Origin of the sequence: Thauera propionica (assembly GCF_002245655.1) — a bacterium.
In the GTDB taxonomy this organism is placed as follows: domain Bacteria; phylum Pseudomonadota; class Gammaproteobacteria; order Burkholderiales; family Rhodocyclaceae; genus Thauera; species Thauera propionica.
In genome coordinates this window covers 206,791-224,989 of sequence record NZ_NOIH01000003.1, presented here as the reverse complement: position 1 = coordinate 224,989, position 18,199 = coordinate 206,791, and the positions used below count along the sequence as shown (strand labels likewise).

Sequence of the window (18,199 nt, the reverse complement as noted above, 5' to 3'; positions counted from 1 at the left end):
CATGCGTTTCCGTGCCCCGTTCCCCCCGATCGGCCGCCTCGACGCCTGCCGAGTCCGTCGCCAACGCAGCGGTGCGTGATGCCGCGCCGGCTGCGCGCGGCTGGCCCGGTGTCGGCCCGCAGCTTGCCGGCCTGCTGGCGAAGCTCGACATCCGCGGGCCGCAGGACCTGCTGCTTCACCTGCCGCTGCGCTACGAGGACGAGACGCGCCTGACCCCGATTGCGGCCGCGCGACCAGGATTTGCCGTGCAGGTGGAAGGCGAGGTCCAGTCGAGCGAGATCGTGCTGCGCCCACGCCGGCAACTCGTCGTACGCATTGCCGATGCGTCCGGAACGCTGGTCGCACGCTGGCTCAACTTCTACCCCTCGCAGCAGAAGCAGCTTGCAAGCGGGCGCCGCGTGCGTCTGTTCGGCGAGGTGCGGGGTGGCTTCTTCGGCGACGAGATGATCCACCCCCGGGTCCGCGTGGTGGAGGCGGATGAAGCCCTGCCGAACGCGCTGACGCCGGTTTATCCGACCACCGCGGGCGTGGGCCAGGCCACGCTGCGCAAGCTCATCGACCGCGCGCTCGCGAGCGAGATGCTGGACGATCCGCTGCCCGTGGCGGCGTGTCGCGGCCTCGGGCTGCCGGGCTTTGGTGAGGCCCTGCGCGCGCTGCACCACCCCGCACCCGATGCCGACCCCGCGGCGCTCGAGCTGCGCGAACATCCGGCCTGGCGCCGCATCAAGTTCGAGGAACTGCTGGTGCAACAGATGTCGCTGCGCCGCGCTTACAACGCCCGGCGGGCCCGCCAGGCCGTGCCTCTGCCGGTCCGCGGCGAGCTGACTGCGGCCTTGCTGGCCAGCCTGCCTTTCCGCCCGACCGGTGCGCAGTCCCGTGCAGTGGCAGAGATCGCTGCCGACCTCGCCGCCCCGCACCCGATGCAGCGTCTGCTGCAGGGCGACGTCGGCAGCGGCAAGACCCTGGTCGCGGCGCTGGCGATGCTGCAGGCGGTGGACAACGGCTGGCAGGCGGCGATGATGGCACCGACCGAGATCCTGGCCGAGCAGCACTGGCGCAAGCTGTCCGACTGGCTCGCGCCGCTCGGCATCGGGGTGGCCTGGCTGTCGGGCAGCCGCAGGAAGCGCGAGCGCGAGGCCGAACTCGAACGCCTGCGCAGCGGCGAGCTGCTGCTGGCCGTGGGCACCCATGCGCTGATCGAGGATCCGGTGACGCTGCCGCGTCTGGCGCTGGCGGTGGTCGACGAGCAGCACCGCTTCGGCGTGCGCCAGCGCCTCGCGCTGCGCGAGAAGGGCGAGGCGGGCCGGCGCCCGCACATGCTGATGATGTCGGCCACACCGATCCCGCGCACCCTGGCGATGACCCACTACGCCGACCTCGATGTCTCGGTGCTCGACGAGTTGCCACCCGGGCGCACGCCGATCCGCACCAAGCTGGTGTCCGACGCCCGCCGCGACGAGGTCGTCGAGCGGGTGCGGCAGGCCTGCCTGGGCGGCCGTCAGGCCTACTGGGTGTGCCCGCTGATCGAGGAGTCGGAGGCGCTGCAACTGCAGACCGCAGTCGAGACCTTCGAGACGCTGGTGGCAGCCTTGCCGGAACTCAGGGTGGGCCTGGTGCACGGCCGCCTCAAGGCCGACGAGAAATCCGCCACGATGAAGGCCTTTTCCACGGGCGAACTCGACGTGCTGGTGGCCACCACCGTCATCGAGGTCGGCGTCGATGTCCCCAACGCCAGCCTGATGGTTATCGAGCACGCCGAGCGCTTCGGCCTCGCCCAGTTGCATCAGCTGCGCGGCCGCGTCGGGCGCGGCAGTGCCGAGTCCGTCTGCATCCTGATCTACGCCCAGCCTCTGTCGCAGACCGGCCGCGAGCGCCTGAAGGTGATCTACGAGAACACCGACGGTTTCGAGATCGCCCGCGCCGACCTGCGCATCCGCGGCCCTGGCGAGTTCGTCGGTGCGCGCCAGAGCGGACTGCCCTTGCTGCGTTATGCGAGTCTCGAGGACGACACCGACCTTATCGATCCGGCACGCGAATGGGCCGAGCGCATGCTGCGCGAAATGCCCGAGGCGAGCGAGCGCCTGATGAAGCGCTGGCTTGGAGGGCGGGAAGCCTTGCTGCGCGCGTGACCGTACAACGCCGCAATGAGGCAGTCGGGAGGGGTGGGCGTTCGTGGAGAAGGCGAGGACTGTCCGAGCGCAGCGAGTTCCGCAGCCTTCGGAACGAATGCCCACCCCTCCCGACGGTGGAAGCCTGCTCACGCCTGTGGGTCCCCTCGCTCAGGGATGCCGCGAGTACAATCCGGCCTCGTCCTGACGACCAAGCATGCTGATCCGTCCTCCTAGCGAAACCTGGCTGGCCGCCCCGCCGCGCGCCCGCACGCCGTCCCACCTCATCCCCTGGCTCACCGACCCGTCGTCGCTGACCGCGAGGATCCGCGCGCGCTGTGAGCGCGTCAGCGTGAACCTGCTGTGCCAGGGGCTCGCCTCGGCCGTGCCCGACGAGGCGAAGCTGCTCGGCCTGCGCCCCGGCGAGCGGGTCTGGGTGCGCGAAGTGCTGTTGCTCGCCGACCGCCGCCCTGTGGTGTTTGCCCGCACGCTCTTGCCCCGCGGGCATGTGCGCGGGGCGTGGAATCTCTTTCACGGCTTCGGCGCCCGGCCGCTGGGGGCTGCCTTGTTCGCCGATCCGGCCATCTCGCGTGCGCCGCTCGCCTGCGTACGGCTCGATGCACGCGATGCGCGTTATCATCGGGCCCGCGCTGCCTTGGCCGCACACGCGCCTTCCGTGCTTGTGCCGCGCGAATTGTGGGGGCGCCGTTCGCTGTTCCATCGTCACGACCGCGCGCTGATGGTCAGCGAGTTCTTCCTGCCCGCGATTTTCGATCTGCCCCGATGACCGACACGATGAGCCTCAGTGACAAGCTGCCGCACTACGCCCGCCTGATGCGGATCGACAAGCCCATCGGCACGCTGCTGTTGCTGTGGCCGACGCTGTGGGCGCTGTGGTTCGCCGCCGAGGGCTGGCCGCCGCTGCATGTGCTGGTGATCTTCGTGATCGGCACCTTCCTGATGCGCTCGGCCGGCTGCGTCATCAACGACTACGCCGACCGCGACTTCGACGGCCATGTCGAGCGCACCCGCAACCGCCCGCTGGCGACGGGTGCGGTCGGCACGCGCGAGGCGCTGCTGCTGGCGGGCGCACTGTCGCTGCTGGCCTTCCTGCTGATCCTGCCGCTGAACGCGCTGGTCATCTGGCTGTCGCTGCCGGCCTTGTTCCTTGCCGGCAGCTACCCCTTCACCAAGCGCTTCTTCGCCATTCCGCAGGGCTACCTCGGCATCGCCTTCGGCTTCGGCATCCCGATGGGCTTTGCCGCGATTCTCGCCGAGGTGCCGCCTGTGGCCTGGGTGATGCTGCTTGCCAACGTATTCTGGGCGATCGCCTACGACACCGAGTACGCCATGGTCGACCGGCCCGACGATCTCAAGATCGGCATCAAGACCTCGGCCATCACCTTCGGCCGCTTCGACGTCGCCGCGGTGATGCTGTGCTACGCGATCACGCTCGGCCTGCTCGCCGCGATCGGTGTCGCGGCCGACCGCGGCATGGCCTGGTTCGCCGGCCTGCTCGTCGCGGGAGGGATCGCCGGCTACCACTACACGCTGATCCGCGAGCGCGATCGTGCGAACTGCTTCAAGGCCTTCCGCCACAACAACTGGTTCGGCGCCGCCGTGTTCGCCGGGCTCCTCATCGACGACCTGCTGCGCCGGGCCTGAGCCGGCAGCCGACCTTTCTGCGCATTTTCTGGATCCTGACATGCACTTCATGACCGCCCTCGAGGCCGCCTGGCAGCAGCGCAACAGCCTGCTGTGCGTTGGCCTCGACCCCGATCCCGTCAAGTTTCCCGCTCACCTGCAGGGGTGCCCCGACGCCATCCTCGAATTCTGCAAGGCCATCGTCGACGCCACGGCCGACCTGGTGTGCTGCTTCAAGCCGCAGATCGCCTACTTCGCCGCCCATCGCGCCGAGGACCAGCTCGAGGCGCTGATCGAGCACATCCACACGGCGCATCCCGACACCCCGGTCATCCTCGACGCCAAGCGCGGCGACATCGGCAGCACCGCGGAGCAGTACGCCATCGAAGCCTTCGAGCGCTTCAAGGCCGACGCGATCACGGTCAATCCCTACATGGGCCGCGACTCGGTCGATCCCTACCTGGCCTACCCGGACAAGGGTGTGATCCTGCTGTGCCGCACCTCCAACCCGGGCGGCTCGGACCTGCAGTTCCTGGAAGTCGATACGCCCAAGGGGCGCATGAAGCTCTACGAGCATGTCGCGCGCACCGTGGCCGAGGACTGGAACGCCAGCGGCAACTGCGGCCTGGTCGTGGGAGCGACCTTCCCGGCCGAGATCGCGCGCGTGCGTGAGCTGACCGGCGACATGCCCTTGCTGGTGCCGGGGATCGGCGCCCAGGGCGGCGACATCGCCGCGACCCTCGTGGCGGGGCGCACGGCGAAGGGGGGCGGTCTGATGATCAACTCCTCGCGTGCGGTGCTGTATGCCGGCAAGGACGAGGATTTCGCAGAGGCCGCGCGCAAGGTGGCGCTCGACACCCGTGACGCGATCAACGCCCATCGCTGACCACGCCTGTTCGCGCGCGACTGCAACTTCGCGCTGGCGGGCGCGTCAATTAACGTCCCATGCCTCGCCCGCCCATGCCACGCATCCAACACGAGACGCCCGAATGAAATACGACGACCTGCGCGACTTCATCACCCAGCTCGAGGCGCGCGGCGAACTCAAGCGCATCGCGGTGCCGGTCGATACCCACCTGGAGATGACCGAGATCGCCGACCGCGTGCTGCGCACCGGCGGCCCGGCCCTGCTGTTCGAGAAGCCGGTGACGAAGGGCGTGCAGCAGTCCATTCCGGTGCTCGCCAACCTCTTCGGCACCCCGCAGCGGGTAGCGATGGGCATGGGCGAGGATGTCGCCGACGGCAACTGGAGCACACCGCTGCGCGAAGTCGGCAAGCTGCTTGCCTACCTGAAGGAGCCCGAGCCGCCTAAGGGCCTGAAGGACGCCTGGGAGAAGCTGCCGGTGCTGAAGCAGGTGCTCAACATGGCGCCGAAGGAAGTTCGCTCCGCGCCCTGCCAGCAGGTGGTGTGGGAGGGCGACGAGGTCGATCTGGCGAAGCTGCCGATCCAGCACTGCTGGCCGGGCGATGCCGCGCCGCTGATCACCTGGGGCCTGGTGGTGACGCGCGGGCCGCACAAGAAGCGGCAGAACCTGGGCATCTACCGCCAGCAGGTCATCGGCCGCAACCGCGTGATCATGCGCTGGCTGGCACACCGTGGCGGCGCGCTCGACTTCCTCGAGCACCAGCGCGCGCATCCGGGGGAGCCTTTCCCGGTGTCGGTGGTGCTGGGCTGCGATCCGGCGACGATTCTCGGTGCGGTGACGCCGGTGCCGGATTCGATCTCCGAATACCAGTTCGCCGGCCTGCTGCGCGGGGCCAAGACCGAGCTGGTGAAGTGCATCGGCAACGACCTGCAGGTGCCGGCCTCGGCCGAGATCGTGCTCGAAGGCGTCATTCACCCGAATGACATGGCGCCCGAGGGCCCCTACGGCGACCACACCGGCTACTACAACGAGGTCTCCGACTTCCCGGTATTCACCATCGAGCGCATCACCATGCGCCGCGACCCGATCTACCACAGCACCTACACCGGCAAGCCGCCCGACGAGCCGGCGATGCTGGGTGTGGCGCTCAACGAGGTTTTCGTGCCGCTGCTGCAGAAGCAGTTCACCGAGATCGTCGATTTCTACCTGCCGCCCGAGGGCTGCTCCTACCGCCTGGCTGTAGTCAGCATCCGCAAGCAGTATCCGGGTCATGCCAAGCGCGTGATGTTCGGCATCTGGAGCTTCCTGCGCCAGTTCATGTACACGAAGTTCATCATCGTGGTGGATGAGGATGTGAACATCCGCGACTGGAAGGAAGTGATCTGGGCGCTGACCACGCGCATGGACGCCACCCGTGACACCACGCTGGTCGATAACACGCCGATCGACTATCTCGACTTCGCCAGCCCGGTCGCCGGCCTCGGCAGCAAGATGGGGCTGGACGCCACCAACAAGTGGCCGGGGGAGACCAACCGCGAGTGGGGAACGCCGATCGTCATGGACGCTACGGTGAAGGCGAAGGTCGATGCGATGTGGGGCGAGCTGGGGCTCTGACCCCGCTGTCACGCCGCACATACTTGTGATCCATGTTGCGCCGCGGCGGAACGGCGTGGCACCCTGTGGGTCGAAGCGTTCGTCATCAGGGAGATCGCCGTTTCGGTCGATCGCTCCCGCGTCCTGAGGAAAAACGATGAGCAACCCCGTTCCCGCACCGCTGCAAGCCGGCCAGCCCTCCGAGAACATGGTCACGGTCACGCATCTCATCTATGCACTGCATGCCTTCGCCGTGTTCACCGGTGTGGTCGGCTCCGCGACCATCATCGGCAGCTTCGTCGCGAGCCTGCCGTCGATCGCAGCGATCATCCTGAACTACTGGAATCAGGCGGCAGTGCGGGGGACCTGGCTGGAGAGCCACTTCCGCTGGCAGATCCGCACCTTCTGGTTCGCCGTGCTGTGGATTGCCGTCGCTGTCCTGCTGGCGCTGACCGTAATCGGCATTCCGTTCGCGCTGTTGCTGATCGGCGTGGCCGGGCTGTGGGTGCTGTATCGCGTGGTGCGCGGCTGGCTCGCCCTGATCGGGCGGCGTGCCTTGCCGATGGACTGAGTTGTATCTGGCGTCAGGGCTGGGCGCCCCATACCCATTCGAGCAGCGCGTCCTGCGCTGATGCGCTGGCGCCGGCCTCCGGGTGGTTCACCATCATCACCACCACGTGGCGGCGGCTGTTGCGGTCGAGGACGTAGCCGGCGATCGCGCGCACGCCGTTGAGCGTTCCGGTCTTGATGTGTGCCTGGCCGCTGGCCGGACTGTTGCGCAGTCGGCGGCGGGCGGTGCCATCGAGTCCGGCAACGGGCAGGGCCGAGATGTATTCCGGCATCCACGGCCGCTGCCATGCGAGCAGCAGCATCTGGCCGAGGGTTTCGGCGGGGACGCGTTCGATACGCGATAGCCCGGCGCCGTTCTCGATGACGAGGCTGTCCACGGGCAGCCCCGCTGTGGCGAGCCGCTCGGCGGTTGCACGGGCGCCAAGTGTCACCATGTCCCGCGCCTCGGCCGCTTCGCCTTGATACGTCGTGCCGAGGCTGGCCAGCAACTGGCGTGCGATGACGTTGTTCGACCACTTGTTCATGTCGCGCACGATGTCGGCAAGCGGCGGCGATTCGTGGGTGAGCAGGGTCTGCGCGCTTGCCGGCGTCAGGCCGCTCCGAACCTGGCCGTCCAGGCGTCCGCCGGCCTCGGCCCACAGCGCCGCGACGAGCGCAGCACCGAATTCGGCCGGCGCCAGCGGCGCCGCGCTCCAGGTGCGAGGGCCGCAGGCCGCCGGCAGGCTGCCGCTCAGCACCAGGCGGGGGCCCGGTTCGATGCGCGCCTCGAGGTCGCGGTACCACACGTCGCATCCTGCAGCCGAGGTGACGAGACGGTTGTCGACCACCACGCCCGCCAGGGGCGGCTCGGCGAGGACCGTAACCGCTTCGTTCGGCTGACGACCGGGAAAGAGCGCCAGTTCCAGCGTGTTGTAATGCATCAGCAGACCGTGAGGGCCGCTGTTGTAGGGCCGCAGGCCGCGTCCGTCGAAGGCGTCGGGGTCGTGGGGCGGCAGTTGCAGCACCGAGCCGTCGAGCACGATGTCGCCCGCGATGCGCTCGATGCCGAGTCCGCGGAGGCGGCGCAGGAGCTTGCCGACCCGGTCCTTGTCCAGTGCCGGGTCGCCGCTGCCGACGACATACAGGTTGCCGGTGAGGACGCCTTGCGACACGGTAGTGTCGCTGGCGACACGGGTGCTCCATGTGTGGGTTGGGCCGAGTTGGTCGAAGGCGGCGAAGGCGGTCACCAGCTTCATCACCGAGGCCGGGTTCATACCCGCACGCGCGTTAACGCTCAGGCTGGGAGCGGGTGCATCGACCGGCTGCACCCACACAGAAACCGCACTGTCTGGAATCTGGGCCGATCCGAGGGCGAGTCGGACTGCGGGTGGCAGTGCGTCGTCCCCCGCAGCAGGGAAGGCGAAAAGCGAAAGGCTACCGAAGGCGGTGCAAAGTGCGAGCCGAAGACACCGCGATAGTGCACTACGGCACAGTCGTTTGATGCAGTGCGACAAATCGGCTCTCTCGCGTCTGTAGAATGTAAGTCGTAAACAAGAAGATCGCCCGTTCGGATGCATGGGTGTGGTCGTCGGGAAGGTACTTTCCGGCGTGGTCGCGGGGGCTTTGAAATGAGCGGATTTGGGCATTATGCGCGCACGGCCGATGAGCTGGAGCGCGAGATCTACAAGCGGGGATTGGCCTTGGGCCTCGACTGGGACGATCAGGCGCGGCTGCGTGAGCTGGCACGACAGGCGCTGAGTTGCGACCCCGGTTGCGTCGTGCGCCTGCTGCGCAGCCCGGTCCGGCAGGACAAGCTCACTGGCGAGCTGTTCGCGTTGTCGGAGCTGATGCTGAACACGATGCGCCAGAGCGCGCAGATCGGCGTGCATACGAGTGGCGGCCGGGCATGGAAGGCCTTCGGCCGCGCCTTGTACCAGGAATCCGAGAAGCTGGAGGAGGCGGGCGCCTGAGGTCGCCCGCCCCGGGCTCGATTCAGCCCAGTGGTTTCTCGTCGGCGAACAGCGCCGAAACGGATTCACGCGCCCGGACCAAATGGGCCTGCTCGCCATCGACGATCACTTCGGCGGCGCGTGGGCGGGTGTTGTAGTTGGAGCTCATGGTCATGCCGTAGGCGCCGGCAGACAGGATCGCGAGCAGATCGCCTTCGGCCACGGCCAGTTCGCGCCCGCGAGCGAGGAAGTCGCCGCTCTCGCAGATCGGGCCGACGATATCGTAGGCCTGTGTGGGAACCTCGCGACCGACGACCTCGACCACTTCGTGCCAGGCGTCGTACAGGGCCGGGCGGGCGAGATCGTTCATGGCTGCGTCGACGATGGCGAAGTTCTTGGTTTCGCCGGGCTTGAGGTATTCGATACGGGTCAGCAGCAGCCCTGCGTTGCCAACCAGCGATCGACCGGGTTCGAAACAGAGCTCTTCCTTGCGGCCTTCGAAGACCTTCAGCAGCGGCGCAAGATATTGCGCCACGCTCGGCGGCGTTTCGTCGCGGTAGCGAATGCCGAGTCCCCCGCCGAGGTCTATGTGCTCGAGCACGATGCCGTCGATGGCGAGACGATCCACCAGATCCGCCAGTTTCTGTGCGGCCTCCGCCACCGGCGCCGGGTCGAGCAGTTGCGAGCCGATGTGGCAGGCGATGCCCGCGATGTGCAGGTTGGGCAGCGCCGCTGCGCGGCGGTAGAGCGACTGGGCGTCGGCAAAGGCGACGCCGAACTTGTTGCCCTTGAGCCCGGTGGAGATGTACGGGTGCGTCTTGGGGTCGACGTCGGGATTCACGCGCAGGGCGATCGGCGCGGTCTTGCCGAGTTCGCCTGCAACGGCGTCGAGGCGCTCCAGTTCGGCCGCCGATTCGACGTTGAAGCAGCGGATGCCCGCCAGCAGGGCCTGGCACATCTCGTCACGGGTCTTGCCCACGCCAGAGAACACGACTCGGTCGGCACGGCCGCCGGCCGCCAGCACGCGGGCCAGTTCGCCGCCCGAGACGATGTCGAAGCCCGCACCCAACTGGGCGAAGACGGACAGGATGCCGAGGTTCGAGTTGGCCTTCACCGCATAGCAGACCAGCGCCTTGCGGCCGCTGAGTGCCTGCCTCCAGGCCTCGAAGGCCGAAGTCAGCGCGGCCTTGGAATAGACGTAGGTCGGGGTGCCGAACTGCTCGGCGACCTGCGTCAGCGGCAGGCCCTCAAGGGTCAGCATGCCGCTTTCGGCATGCAGCGTCGGCGTCGGCAGGGTGCCGGCGGTGTTGGTCGAATCGGTCATTGGAGCTCGCGGTCGGAGAACGGGTCCGGGTGCAGGACGGGTTTGCTATGATCGGCGCCCGGTGCCGCCGGACCGGGCGTGCCGGTCTTGGGGGCAGGCAGGTAGAGCGGGCCCTTGATGCCGCAGGCCGACAGGAGCGCGCAGGCAAGCGCGATTGCGGTAATTTTGGCTCGCATCGCCGTCATTCGATAAAAACCGGAATGCTAACAGAAGGAATCCGCATGGAAGAGTCCGCATTCAACGCGCTGGCAGAGGACGAGCTCGCGCGCATCGAGAACGCGCTGGAGGCGTGCGGCGCCGACATTGACATCGAACCCAAGCCCGGCGGGATCCTCGAGATAGAGTTCGACAACGGCAGCAAGATGATCGTCAATCGCCATAGCGCCGCCCGTGAGATCTGGGTGGCTGCCCGCTCCGGCGGATTTCACTTCCGCCACGAGCAGGGGCGCTGGGTGAATACGCGTGGTGGGGACGAACTGTGGGCAATGCTGGCCGCACTCGTCAGCGACCAGGCCGGCGAGACCGTCAGCCTGGTCCGTAGCGACTGACTTGTCAGCGTCGGATCGGCACCGGCATGCGGTCTTCGACCGGCGCCGGCGCTTGCGCTGCGGGAATCGGGCGGCTCACCGGGATGGGGGCCGGCGGGATAGCCTCTTCCGGTGCCTCGAGCGCAGGGCTCTGGTCATCGGAGGCAAACATGTTCCGCAGCCAGTCGGGGGCGAGCGGAGGTTCCGGCGGCTCGTACTCCGCGTACTGGTAATCCATCCGGCTGCCGTCGCCGGCCTGGATCTGGACGAGACCGTTGGGGCGCGGACGCTGTACTTCCGGGCTGTCTTCCAGCGCTTTGCTCATGTAGTTGATCCAGATCGGTAGCGCTGCGGCGCCTCCGGTCTCGCCACGACCGAGATTGCGCGGCTGGCTGTAGCCGACCCAGGCGATGGCGACGACGTCCGGGTTGTAGCCGCAGAACCAGGCGTCCAGATAGTCGTTCGTGGTGCCCGTCTTGCCTGCCAGGTCGTTGCGCTTGAGGCTGCGCGCGCGTGCCGCGGTGCCGCGTTGCACTACGTCCTGCATCATCGAGTCCATCAGCCAGGCGTTCCGCGGATCGAGCACGCGTGGCGCACTCTGTCCAGCCACGGGCGGATCGGTGCGCGCGACCAGGCGGCCGTTACCGTCGTAGATCTCCTTGACGATGTAGGGGTCGATGCGGAATCCACCGTTGGCGAAGACCGAATAGCCCGAGGCCATCTCCCATGGCGTGACGCTGCCGGCGCCCAACGCCATCGTCAGGTAGGGCGGGTGCTTGGCCGAGTCGAAACCGAAGCGCCCGACGTAATCCTGGGCGAACACTGGGGTGATGTCCTGCAGCAGACGGATCGACACCAGGTTCTTCGAGCGCGCGAGGGCGTCGCGCACGGTCATCGGCCCGCCGAACTTGCCGTCGTAGTTCTTCGGCTCCCACGCCTGGCTACCTGTCACGCCGGCAGGAAAGTAGAGCGGATCGTCGGCGACCACGTGTCCGGGCCCGTAGCCGCGCTCGAGTGCAGCCGAGTAGATGAACGGCTTGAAGCTCGATCCTGGCTGGCGCTGTCCCTGGGTGGCGTGGTTGAACTTCGTTCGGGCGAAGTCGAAGCCGCCGACCAGGGCGCGTACCGCGCCGTCCTTCGGGTCGACCGATACCAGGGCAGCCTGCACATCGGGCAGCTGCGCGATCTCCCAGGTCTTGTCGCCCGCGTCGCGGATCCGGATGATCGCGCCGCGGCGGATGCGCCTTGTCTGCGGCGCCTTCTCGGCGAGCATCGGTGCGGCAAAGCGCAATCCGTTGCCACTGATCGTGATCTCCTTGCCACGGCGATAGACCGTCACGGCCTTGGGGGAGGCCTGCAGGACCAGTGCGGCCAGCAGGTCATCGTGGTCGCTGACGTCGGACAGGGCTTCATCGAGGCGCTCGTCGCCGACGCCATTCTGCGGCAGGTCGACGAATGCTTCCGGGCCACGATAGCCATGGCGTCGGTCGTAGTCGAGCACGCCCTTGCGCAGTGCCGCATAGGCGGCCTCCTGATCCTTGCGCGTGATCGTCGTCACGATCCGGATGCCCAACTCATAGGCTTGGTCGCCAAACTGCTCGACCGCGATCTGACGAGCCATCTCGGCGACATATTCGCCATGAATGCTGTTGTCTTGTTGTGCTCGCGCAACACTCGTGTCGCGCTGACTTCGAGTGGGTGTTGCCACCGCAATCGCCTCTTCGAAGGCGTCGCGTCCGATGAATCCAGCCTCGAGCATGCGGCGCAGCACGTACTGCTGTCGCACGGTTGCACGCGCCGGGTTCACGATCGGGTTGAAGGCCGATGGCGCCTTGGGTAGCCCCGCGAGCATCGCAGCTTCGGACAGTGTAAGTGCGTCAAGCGTCTTCGCGTAGTAGGCGCGGGCCGCGGCAGCGAAGCCATAGGCCCGCTGCCCCAGATAGATCTGGTTGATGTAGAGCTCGAGGATCTGGTCCTTGCTGAGCTCATGCTCGATCTTGAGTGCGAGCAGAATTTCGTAAATTTTGCGATTGTAGGTTTTTTCGCGCGTAAGGAAGAAGTTGCGCGCCACCTGCATGGTGATGGTGGAGGCGCCTTGGCCGCGGCCGCCGGACGTCAAGTTGGCCAGTGCCGCCCGCGCAATGCCAATGGGATCAACGCCCGCATGCTCGTAGAAACGCTCGTCTTCCGCTGCGAGGATCGCATGCTTCAACACCGAAGGGACCTCGGCTATGCGAACTACATCACGCCGCTCTTCGCCAAACTCTCCCAGCAAATGCCCATCTGCCGTATATACTCGCAGCGGAACACGCGGCCGGTAGTCGGTCAGCGAGTCAAGGGAGGGGAGGTTCGGCCAGGCGAAGAGCGACACCGCCGCGAGTGTCGCCAGGCCGAGAATTGCGAGCGCCAGTAGCGCCGCGACCGGATAAAGGACCCAGCGCATCAGCAGTCCACAATGATGTCAATTGGGCGCGCATTATACGGGATGCCCTTCAGAGATGCTGTTTCCAGTCGTTAGTTGTGAAACAGTTCCCTTTACATGTATCGGGTCTTGTTGATAGCATTTCATGACAAAAGTCAGCTTTGACTCGTAACATAAAGAAATGTAAGGACTTTCTTTGTGATTGAACTCCCCTTTTTCGGCGCTGCTGCAAGCCAGCTTGCTGGGCTCGATATCTCATCTTCATCCGTTAAGCTTGTCGAGCTTGCCGGGGGGGACAAGGAAGGTTACAAAGTCGAGCGCTATGCCATCGAGCCCCTGCCGCGTGACGCCGTCACGGATGGCAATATCGCCAATCTCGAGGCAGTGAGCGATGCCGTGAAGCGTGCCTTGCGCCGGTTCGGTCCGGGTGTGCGCAACGTCGCGATGGCCTTGCCTGCTTCATCCGTCATCACCAAGAAGATCATCCTGCCCGCCGGGTTGCGCGAGCAGGAAATGGAGCTTTCGGTGGAGTCGGAGGCGAATCAGTACATTCCTTTTGCGCTCGACGAGGTTAACCTGGACTTTCAGGTCATCGGCCCGGCGCCGGGCAATCCCGACGAGCTCGAGGTGCTGATCGCGGCCTCCCGCAAGGACAAGGTCGAGGACCGCGTTGCGGTGGCGCAGGCGGCAGGCCTGAAGGCGACCGTGATCGATGTCGAGTCGCTGGCGATCGAGTCGGCGCTCGAGCTTGTCAGTCGGCAGTTGCCCAATGGCGGAGAAGACAAGGTCATCGGCTTGGTCGATGTCGGCGCCAATGTCATGAATGTCACGGTATTCCGCAATCGTCAGCAGGTGTATGCGCGGGAACAGGCGTTCGGCGGCAATCAACTGACCCAGGACATCGCGCGGCAGTACGGCATGAGTGTTGATGAGGCTGAGGCGGCCAAGCGTGCGGGGGCACTGCCTGACACGTACGCGCGCGAGTTGATGCGCCCCTTCATGGACAGCCTCGCGCTCGAGGTATCGCGGGCGCTGCAGTTCTTCTTTACTTCCACTCAATACAATCAGGTCGATCACCTTGTTCTTGCCGGGGGCTGCGCCGTCATGCCCGGGCTGGCCGAGGTGGTGGCGGCTCGCACCCAGGTCGAGACCATCATCGGCAACCCATTCGTCGGCATGACCGTTTCTTCCAAGGTGCGGCCGAAGAATCTGCTGGCTGATGCGCCTTCGCTGATGGTGGCCTGCGGTCTCGCCCTGCGGAGGTTCGACGCATGATACGGATCAACCTGCTTCCGCACCGTGCCGAGAAGCGAAAGCTGCGCAAGCAACAGTTCTATGGTCTCTCGGTGGCGATGGTCGTCATTGGCGCCTTGGTCGGTTTCATCGTTCATTCGGTCTACGCGGGCTACATCGAACGGCAGGAGGCCCGAAACGCCTTCCTCAAGACCGAAATTGCCAAGCTCGATCAGGAAATCGCCGAAATCCGCCGTCTTCAGGAGCAGATTGATTCCTTGCTTGCGCGCAAGCAGGTCATCGAGTCGCTGCAGGGGACGCGTTCAGAAGCCGTGCATCTGTTCAACGAACTCGCCAAGGGCATGCCCGAGGGCGTCTATCTGAAATCGGTGAAGCAGGCGGGCGCGCGCGTAACCCTGATCGGTTACGCCCAGTCGAATGCTCGGGTGTCGCATCTGATGCGGAATCTGGACGAGTCCCCTTTCCTCGAGCGGCCTACGCTGGTGGAGGTCAAGGCGTCGACTGTCGAGGGGCGACGGGTCAGCGAGTTCACGCTCGGGATCAACATTGAGCGACCCAAGACCGAAGAAGCGGCTCAACAAAAGCCGGCGCCTGCGGCCAAGGGCAAGGGGGCGCGTAAATGAAGGCGGTGGATAGTCAGAAGACGGTGCGAAAGTTCGACTTTCAGCGTCTGGTCAGGGACTTCAAGGGGCTCGATTCGAGTGATCCCGGCTTGTGGCCGCTGGCTCCTCGCGTTGCGGTCATGCTCGCTTTGCTCGCTGCCACTCTTGGCGCGTTCTGGTGGTTCGACTGGCAGGATCAGGCGGCTACGCTCACCCAGCGCGAGGCAGAAGAGCAGCAGTTGCGCGATAGCTGGGTTGGCAAGAAACGCCAGGCGGTGAATCTGGAGGAGCACAAACGGCAGCTGGCGGAAATCGACCGGCAGTTCGGGGCCTTGCTCAAGCAACTGCCCAACCGGGCAGAGATGGATTCGCTGCTTGCTGATATCAACCAGGCGGGTCTCGGGCGGGGTTTGCAGTTCGAGCTGTTCAAGCCGGGCGCGAACCTCGTGAAGGAGTTCTATGCGGAGATGCCCATCGACATTCGGGTGACCGGTGGGTACCACGAGCTCGGCGAATTTGCGAGCGACGTCGCGGGGTTGCCGCGGATCGTCACGCTCAACAACGTCGCGATGAGCACCGAAAAGGATGGTCGTCTGAAACTGGAAGCCAAGGCCGTTACCTATCGCTATCTCGACGAAGAGGAGTTGGCGCAACAACGACAGGCTGCCAAGGCTGCGAAGGGGAAGAAACGATGAACAAGGCGGCTTTCGTCGCTTGCGCCGTCCTCGTCGCCGGTTGCTCGGGCGGCGAGCAGCAGGACATTCAGGCCTGGATGGGCGAGCAGGCAAGGGCTATGCGTGGTTCAGTCAAGCCTTTGCCGGAGATCAAACCTTTCCCTGTAGTTTCCTACGACGGGGCGGCTGGGGACGATCCGTTCCGTACGGGACGGATGGAGGTTGAGAAGCGCGCGGCAAACACTGCGCTGCGCCCGGACATGGAGCGGCGCAAGGAGCCTCTCGAGGCCTATCCGCTCGAGTCCTTGCGCATGGTGGGCGTACTGATCCAAGGGCGGAACTCCCACGCGCTGGTGCTGGCCGGCAAGAACCTCCATCAGGTGAAGGTTGGAAATCACATGGGACAGGACTTCGGTGTCGTTACAAAGATCAGTGAGAACGAAGTGACGCTGAAGGAACTCGTCGAAGACGTGCATGGCGATTGGGTCGAGCGGACCAGTTCGCTGACATTGCAGGAGCGGCAGGAGGCCGGAAAATGAAACACCGCATCGGAATGCTGCTTCTGGCAGCCGCTATCGCGGGCATAGCGCCCGCGCCCGTCGCACTTGCGCAGGATGCCGCGCAGGTGCAGGCTATGGATAACCAGATCGAAGGTCTGGAGGTTGCCGAGCAGGGGGGTACGCTTTACGTCCGCCTGACGATGCGGGAGCCGATGAGTGCGCCGCCGCCGAGCTTCAGCGTGGCGAATCCGGCGCGCATTGCATTCGATTTTCCGGCAACCGGCAATGCGCTGGGGCGCACAAGCCAGACGATCGAGCAGGGCGATCTGCGCAGCGCCAACATCGTCCAAGCGGGCGACCGTACGCGTGTCGTGCTGAATCTGGTCAAGATGAATCCCCATGAGGTCAGTGTCGATGGCCGTAGTGTGGTGATCGCCATCCGCCCGACCAGCGTGCAGGAAATGCAGGGTAGCGTCGTGGCGCAGGCGCAGGGAAATTTCGCTGCGTCGCGTTCGCTCGTAGCGATCGGACAAGGAGTCCGCGATGTCAATTTCCGCCGTGGCAGGGATGGCGAAGGCCGGGTTGTTGTCGACCTCGGCAGTCCCGATACCGGCATCGACATCCGCCAGCAGGGCGGAAATATCGTGGTGGACTTCCTCGGCGCCTCGCTTCCCGAGCATTTGCGTCGTCGCAGCGATGTCACCGATTTCGGTACGCCCGTCACGTCGATGTCGGCGCAGCAGATGGGCGACAAGGTTCGTCTGACGGTGACGCCCAACGGCTTGTGGGAGCACAACGCCTATCAGAGCGACAACCGGTTCGTGCTCGAGGTCAAGCGCGTCGTCGAGGATCCAAACAAGTTGGTCCAGGGTACGCGTGGCCAGTATCAGGGTGAGAAGCTTTCGCTCAATTTCCAGAACATCGATGTTCGTTCGGTGTTGCAGGTCATCGCCGATTTCACCAATTTCAACATCATTACGTCCGACTCCGTTCAGGGTAGTCTTACCCTGCGCCTGAAGGATGTGCCGTGGGATCAGGCGCTAGACATCATTCTTCAGGCCAAGGGCCTGGATATGCGCAAGAACGGCAATGTGATCTGGATCGCACCGGGCGACGAACTCGCCGCTCGAGAGAAACTCCAACTCGAGGCCAAGCAGCAGATCAATGACCTGGAGCCGCTTGCGACCGAAAGCTTCCAGATCAACTATCACAAGGCCAAGGAGATCTTCGATTTCCTCAAGAGCAAGGATCAGACCATTCTGTCCAAGCGCGGCAGCGTGGTCGTCGATGAGCGCAGCAACAAGGTGTTCGTGACCGACGTGGCGTCGCGGCTGCAGTCTCTGCGACGGCTTGTGCAGGAGATCGATATTGCGCCGAGGCAGGTGCTGATTGAGGCTCGTATCGTCGAAGCCAACAAGACCTTCTCGCGTGACCTCGGTGTTCGCCTCGGGTACGGCGATCGTACCAACCGGCATATCGGGAACGGAGGTCGGCTCGGCTTCGGTAGTTCCGAGTTCGGTTCGGTGGATTCAAGCGGCAACACCACGACGGGTCCGAATGCTCCGATCAACTCCATCATCCGCCGTGTTGGCGAGAGTGCGACCAGTGGTTCGAGTGCGCTGACGAGCGGATATGGCAATCTCAATCTGACGCTCTTCAACAGCAGCCTGACTCGCTTCCTGAACCTCGAACTGGTTGCACAGGAGACGGATGGGCGTATTCGCCTGGTCTCGAGTCCGCGAGTGCTGACTGCCAATCAGGTGGAAGCGCTGATCGAGCAAGGTACCGAAATCCCGTACCAGGAGGCCAGCAGTTCCGGCGCGACGAGTACCTCGTTCAAGAAGGCTGTGCTGTCGCTGAAGGTCAAGCCGCAGATCACCCCGGACGGTCGTCTGCAACTGTCGATCGAAGTGAACAAGGATTCGCGCGGCGAGGATACAAGCGCAGGCCCGGCGATCGATACCAAAAAGGTCAAGAGCGAGGTCCTGATCGAGAACGGCGGCACCGTCGTGATCGGTGGTATCTACGAAGAGACTGATACCAGCACGACGGAACAGGTTCCTCTGCTGGGTGATATCCCCGTGCTCGGTCATCTGTTCAAGACCAACATGAAGAACTCCGAGCGTCGCGAGATGCTGGTCTTCATCACGCCGCGTATCGTCGCTGATGCGCTGACCCTGCGGTAAG

Annotated in this window: 17 protein-coding genes; 13 read left to right on the top strand and 4 right to left on the bottom strand. The window is 65.2% G+C overall.

Features of this window, described 5'->3' with window-relative positions; genetic code table 11:
- Positions 1 to 71: 71 nt before the first annotated feature.
- The 6 genes from recG to CGK74_RS02410 all read left to right on the top strand — a co-directional run bounded on the left by recG (position 72) and on the right by CGK74_RS02410 (position 6,782).
- The gene (gene recG / locus CGK74_RS02435) at positions 72 to 2,129 is read left to right on the top strand and encodes an ATP-dependent DNA helicase RecG (RefSeq protein ID WP_094266928.1); all 2,058 of its coding nucleotides are present in this window, start codon (positions 72 to 74) and stop codon (positions 2,127 to 2,129) included.
- Positions 2,130 to 2,325: 196 nt separating this feature from the next.
- Positions 2,326 to 2,895, top strand: a complete 570-nt coding sequence (locus CGK74_RS02430; protein WP_094266927.1) for a chorismate--pyruvate lyase family protein — start codon at positions 2,326 to 2,328, stop codon at positions 2,893 to 2,895.
- Entirely contained in the window at positions 2,892 to 3,773 is an 882-nt protein-coding gene (ubiA, locus tag CGK74_RS02425) for a 4-hydroxybenzoate octaprenyltransferase (protein ID WP_094266926.1), read from the top strand. The genes CGK74_RS02430 and ubiA overlap by 4 nt, the downstream gene beginning before the upstream one ends.
- Before the next feature lie 40 nt (positions 3,774 to 3,813).
- A complete protein-coding gene (gene pyrF / locus CGK74_RS02420; RefSeq protein ID WP_094266925.1) occupies positions 3,814 to 4,638 on the top strand; it encodes an orotidine-5'-phosphate decarboxylase in 825 nt (274 codons plus the stop codon).
- Positions 4,639 to 4,741: 103 nt separating this feature from the next.
- Positions 4,742 to 6,232 carry a 4-hydroxy-3-polyprenylbenzoate decarboxylase gene (gene ubiD / locus CGK74_RS02415; protein ID WP_094266924.1) on the top strand — a complete coding sequence of 497 codons (1,491 nt, stop codon included), beginning with the start codon at positions 4,742 to 4,744 and terminating at the stop codon, positions 6,230 to 6,232.
- Positions 6,233 to 6,368: 136 nt separating this feature from the next.
- Entirely contained in the window at positions 6,369 to 6,782 is a 414-nt protein-coding gene (locus CGK74_RS02410; protein WP_094266923.1) for a DUF4870 family protein, read from the top strand.
- A gap of 13 nt (positions 6,783 to 6,795) precedes the next feature.
- Here the strand turns inward: CGK74_RS02410 and dacB are convergent, their stop codons facing one another.
- Positions 6,796 to 8,337, bottom strand: a complete 1,542-nt coding sequence (gene dacB, locus CGK74_RS02405; RefSeq protein ID WP_420823164.1) for a D-alanyl-D-alanine carboxypeptidase/D-alanyl-D-alanine endopeptidase — start codon at positions 8,335 to 8,337, stop codon at positions 6,796 to 6,798.
- A gap of 51 nt (positions 8,338 to 8,388) precedes the next feature.
- Here dacB and CGK74_RS02400 point away from each other — a divergent pair, with 51 nt between their 5' ends.
- Positions 8,389 to 8,730, top strand: a complete 342-nt coding sequence (locus CGK74_RS02400; RefSeq protein WP_094266922.1) for a hypothetical protein — start codon at positions 8,389 to 8,391, stop codon at positions 8,728 to 8,730.
- A gap of 22 nt (positions 8,731 to 8,752) precedes the next feature.
- Here the strand turns inward: CGK74_RS02400 and lysA are convergent, their stop codons facing one another.
- Positions 8,753 to 10,033 (bottom strand): diaminopimelate decarboxylase, encoded by a 1,281-nt coding sequence (lysA, locus tag CGK74_RS02395; RefSeq protein ID WP_094266921.1) that lies wholly within the window; start codon positions 10,031 to 10,033, stop codon positions 8,753 to 8,755.
- Positions 10,030 to 10,209, bottom strand: coding sequence for an LPS translocon maturation chaperone LptM (gene lptM, locus CGK74_RS02390; RefSeq protein ID WP_240498600.1), 180 nt, complete (start codon positions 10,207 to 10,209; stop codon positions 10,030 to 10,032). Before lptM ends, lysA begins: the two co-directional genes overlap by 4 nt.
- A gap of 45 nt (positions 10,210 to 10,254) precedes the next feature.
- Here lptM and cyaY point away from each other — a divergent pair, with 45 nt between their 5' ends.
- Positions 10,255 to 10,581, top strand: coding sequence for an iron donor protein CyaY (gene cyaY / locus CGK74_RS02385; RefSeq protein WP_094266919.1), 327 nt, complete (start codon positions 10,255 to 10,257; stop codon positions 10,579 to 10,581).
- Between the two features lie 4 nt (positions 10,582 to 10,585).
- On the opposite strand, the gene CGK74_RS02380 is transcribed toward cyaY, so the two are convergent.
- A complete protein-coding gene (locus CGK74_RS02380; RefSeq protein WP_094266918.1) occupies positions 10,586 to 13,003 on the bottom strand; it encodes a penicillin-binding protein 1A in 2,418 nt (805 codons plus the stop codon).
- A gap of 177 nt (positions 13,004 to 13,180) precedes the next feature.
- Here CGK74_RS02380 and CGK74_RS02375 point away from each other — a divergent pair, with 177 nt between their 5' ends.
- From CGK74_RS02375 to CGK74_RS02355, 5 genes are read left to right on the top strand one after another with little or no spacing between them, the layout of a single operon-like run.
- Positions 13,181 to 14,257, top strand: a complete 1,077-nt coding sequence (locus CGK74_RS02375) for a pilus assembly protein PilM (RefSeq protein ID WP_094266917.1) — start codon at positions 13,181 to 13,183, stop codon at positions 14,255 to 14,257.
- A complete protein-coding gene (locus CGK74_RS02370) occupies positions 14,254 to 14,859 on the top strand; it encodes a PilN domain-containing protein (protein ID WP_094266916.1) in 606 nt (201 codons plus the stop codon). Before CGK74_RS02375 ends, CGK74_RS02370 begins: the two co-directional genes overlap by 4 nt.
- Positions 14,856 to 15,533 (top strand): type IV pilus inner membrane component PilO, encoded by a 678-nt coding sequence (locus tag CGK74_RS02365; RefSeq protein WP_094266915.1) that lies wholly within the window; start codon positions 14,856 to 14,858, stop codon positions 15,531 to 15,533. Before CGK74_RS02370 ends, CGK74_RS02365 begins: the two co-directional genes overlap by 4 nt.
- Positions 15,530 to 16,051, top strand: coding sequence for a pilus assembly protein PilP (locus tag CGK74_RS02360; RefSeq protein WP_094266914.1), 522 nt, complete (start codon positions 15,530 to 15,532; stop codon positions 16,049 to 16,051). Before CGK74_RS02365 ends, CGK74_RS02360 begins: the two co-directional genes overlap by 4 nt.
- Positions 16,048 to 18,198 carry a type IV pilus secretin PilQ gene (locus CGK74_RS02355; RefSeq protein ID WP_206186156.1) on the top strand — a complete coding sequence of 717 codons (2,151 nt, stop codon included), beginning with the start codon at positions 16,048 to 16,050 and terminating at the stop codon, positions 18,196 to 18,198. Before CGK74_RS02360 ends, CGK74_RS02355 begins: the two co-directional genes overlap by 4 nt.
- Position 18,199: the final 1 nt, after the last annotated feature.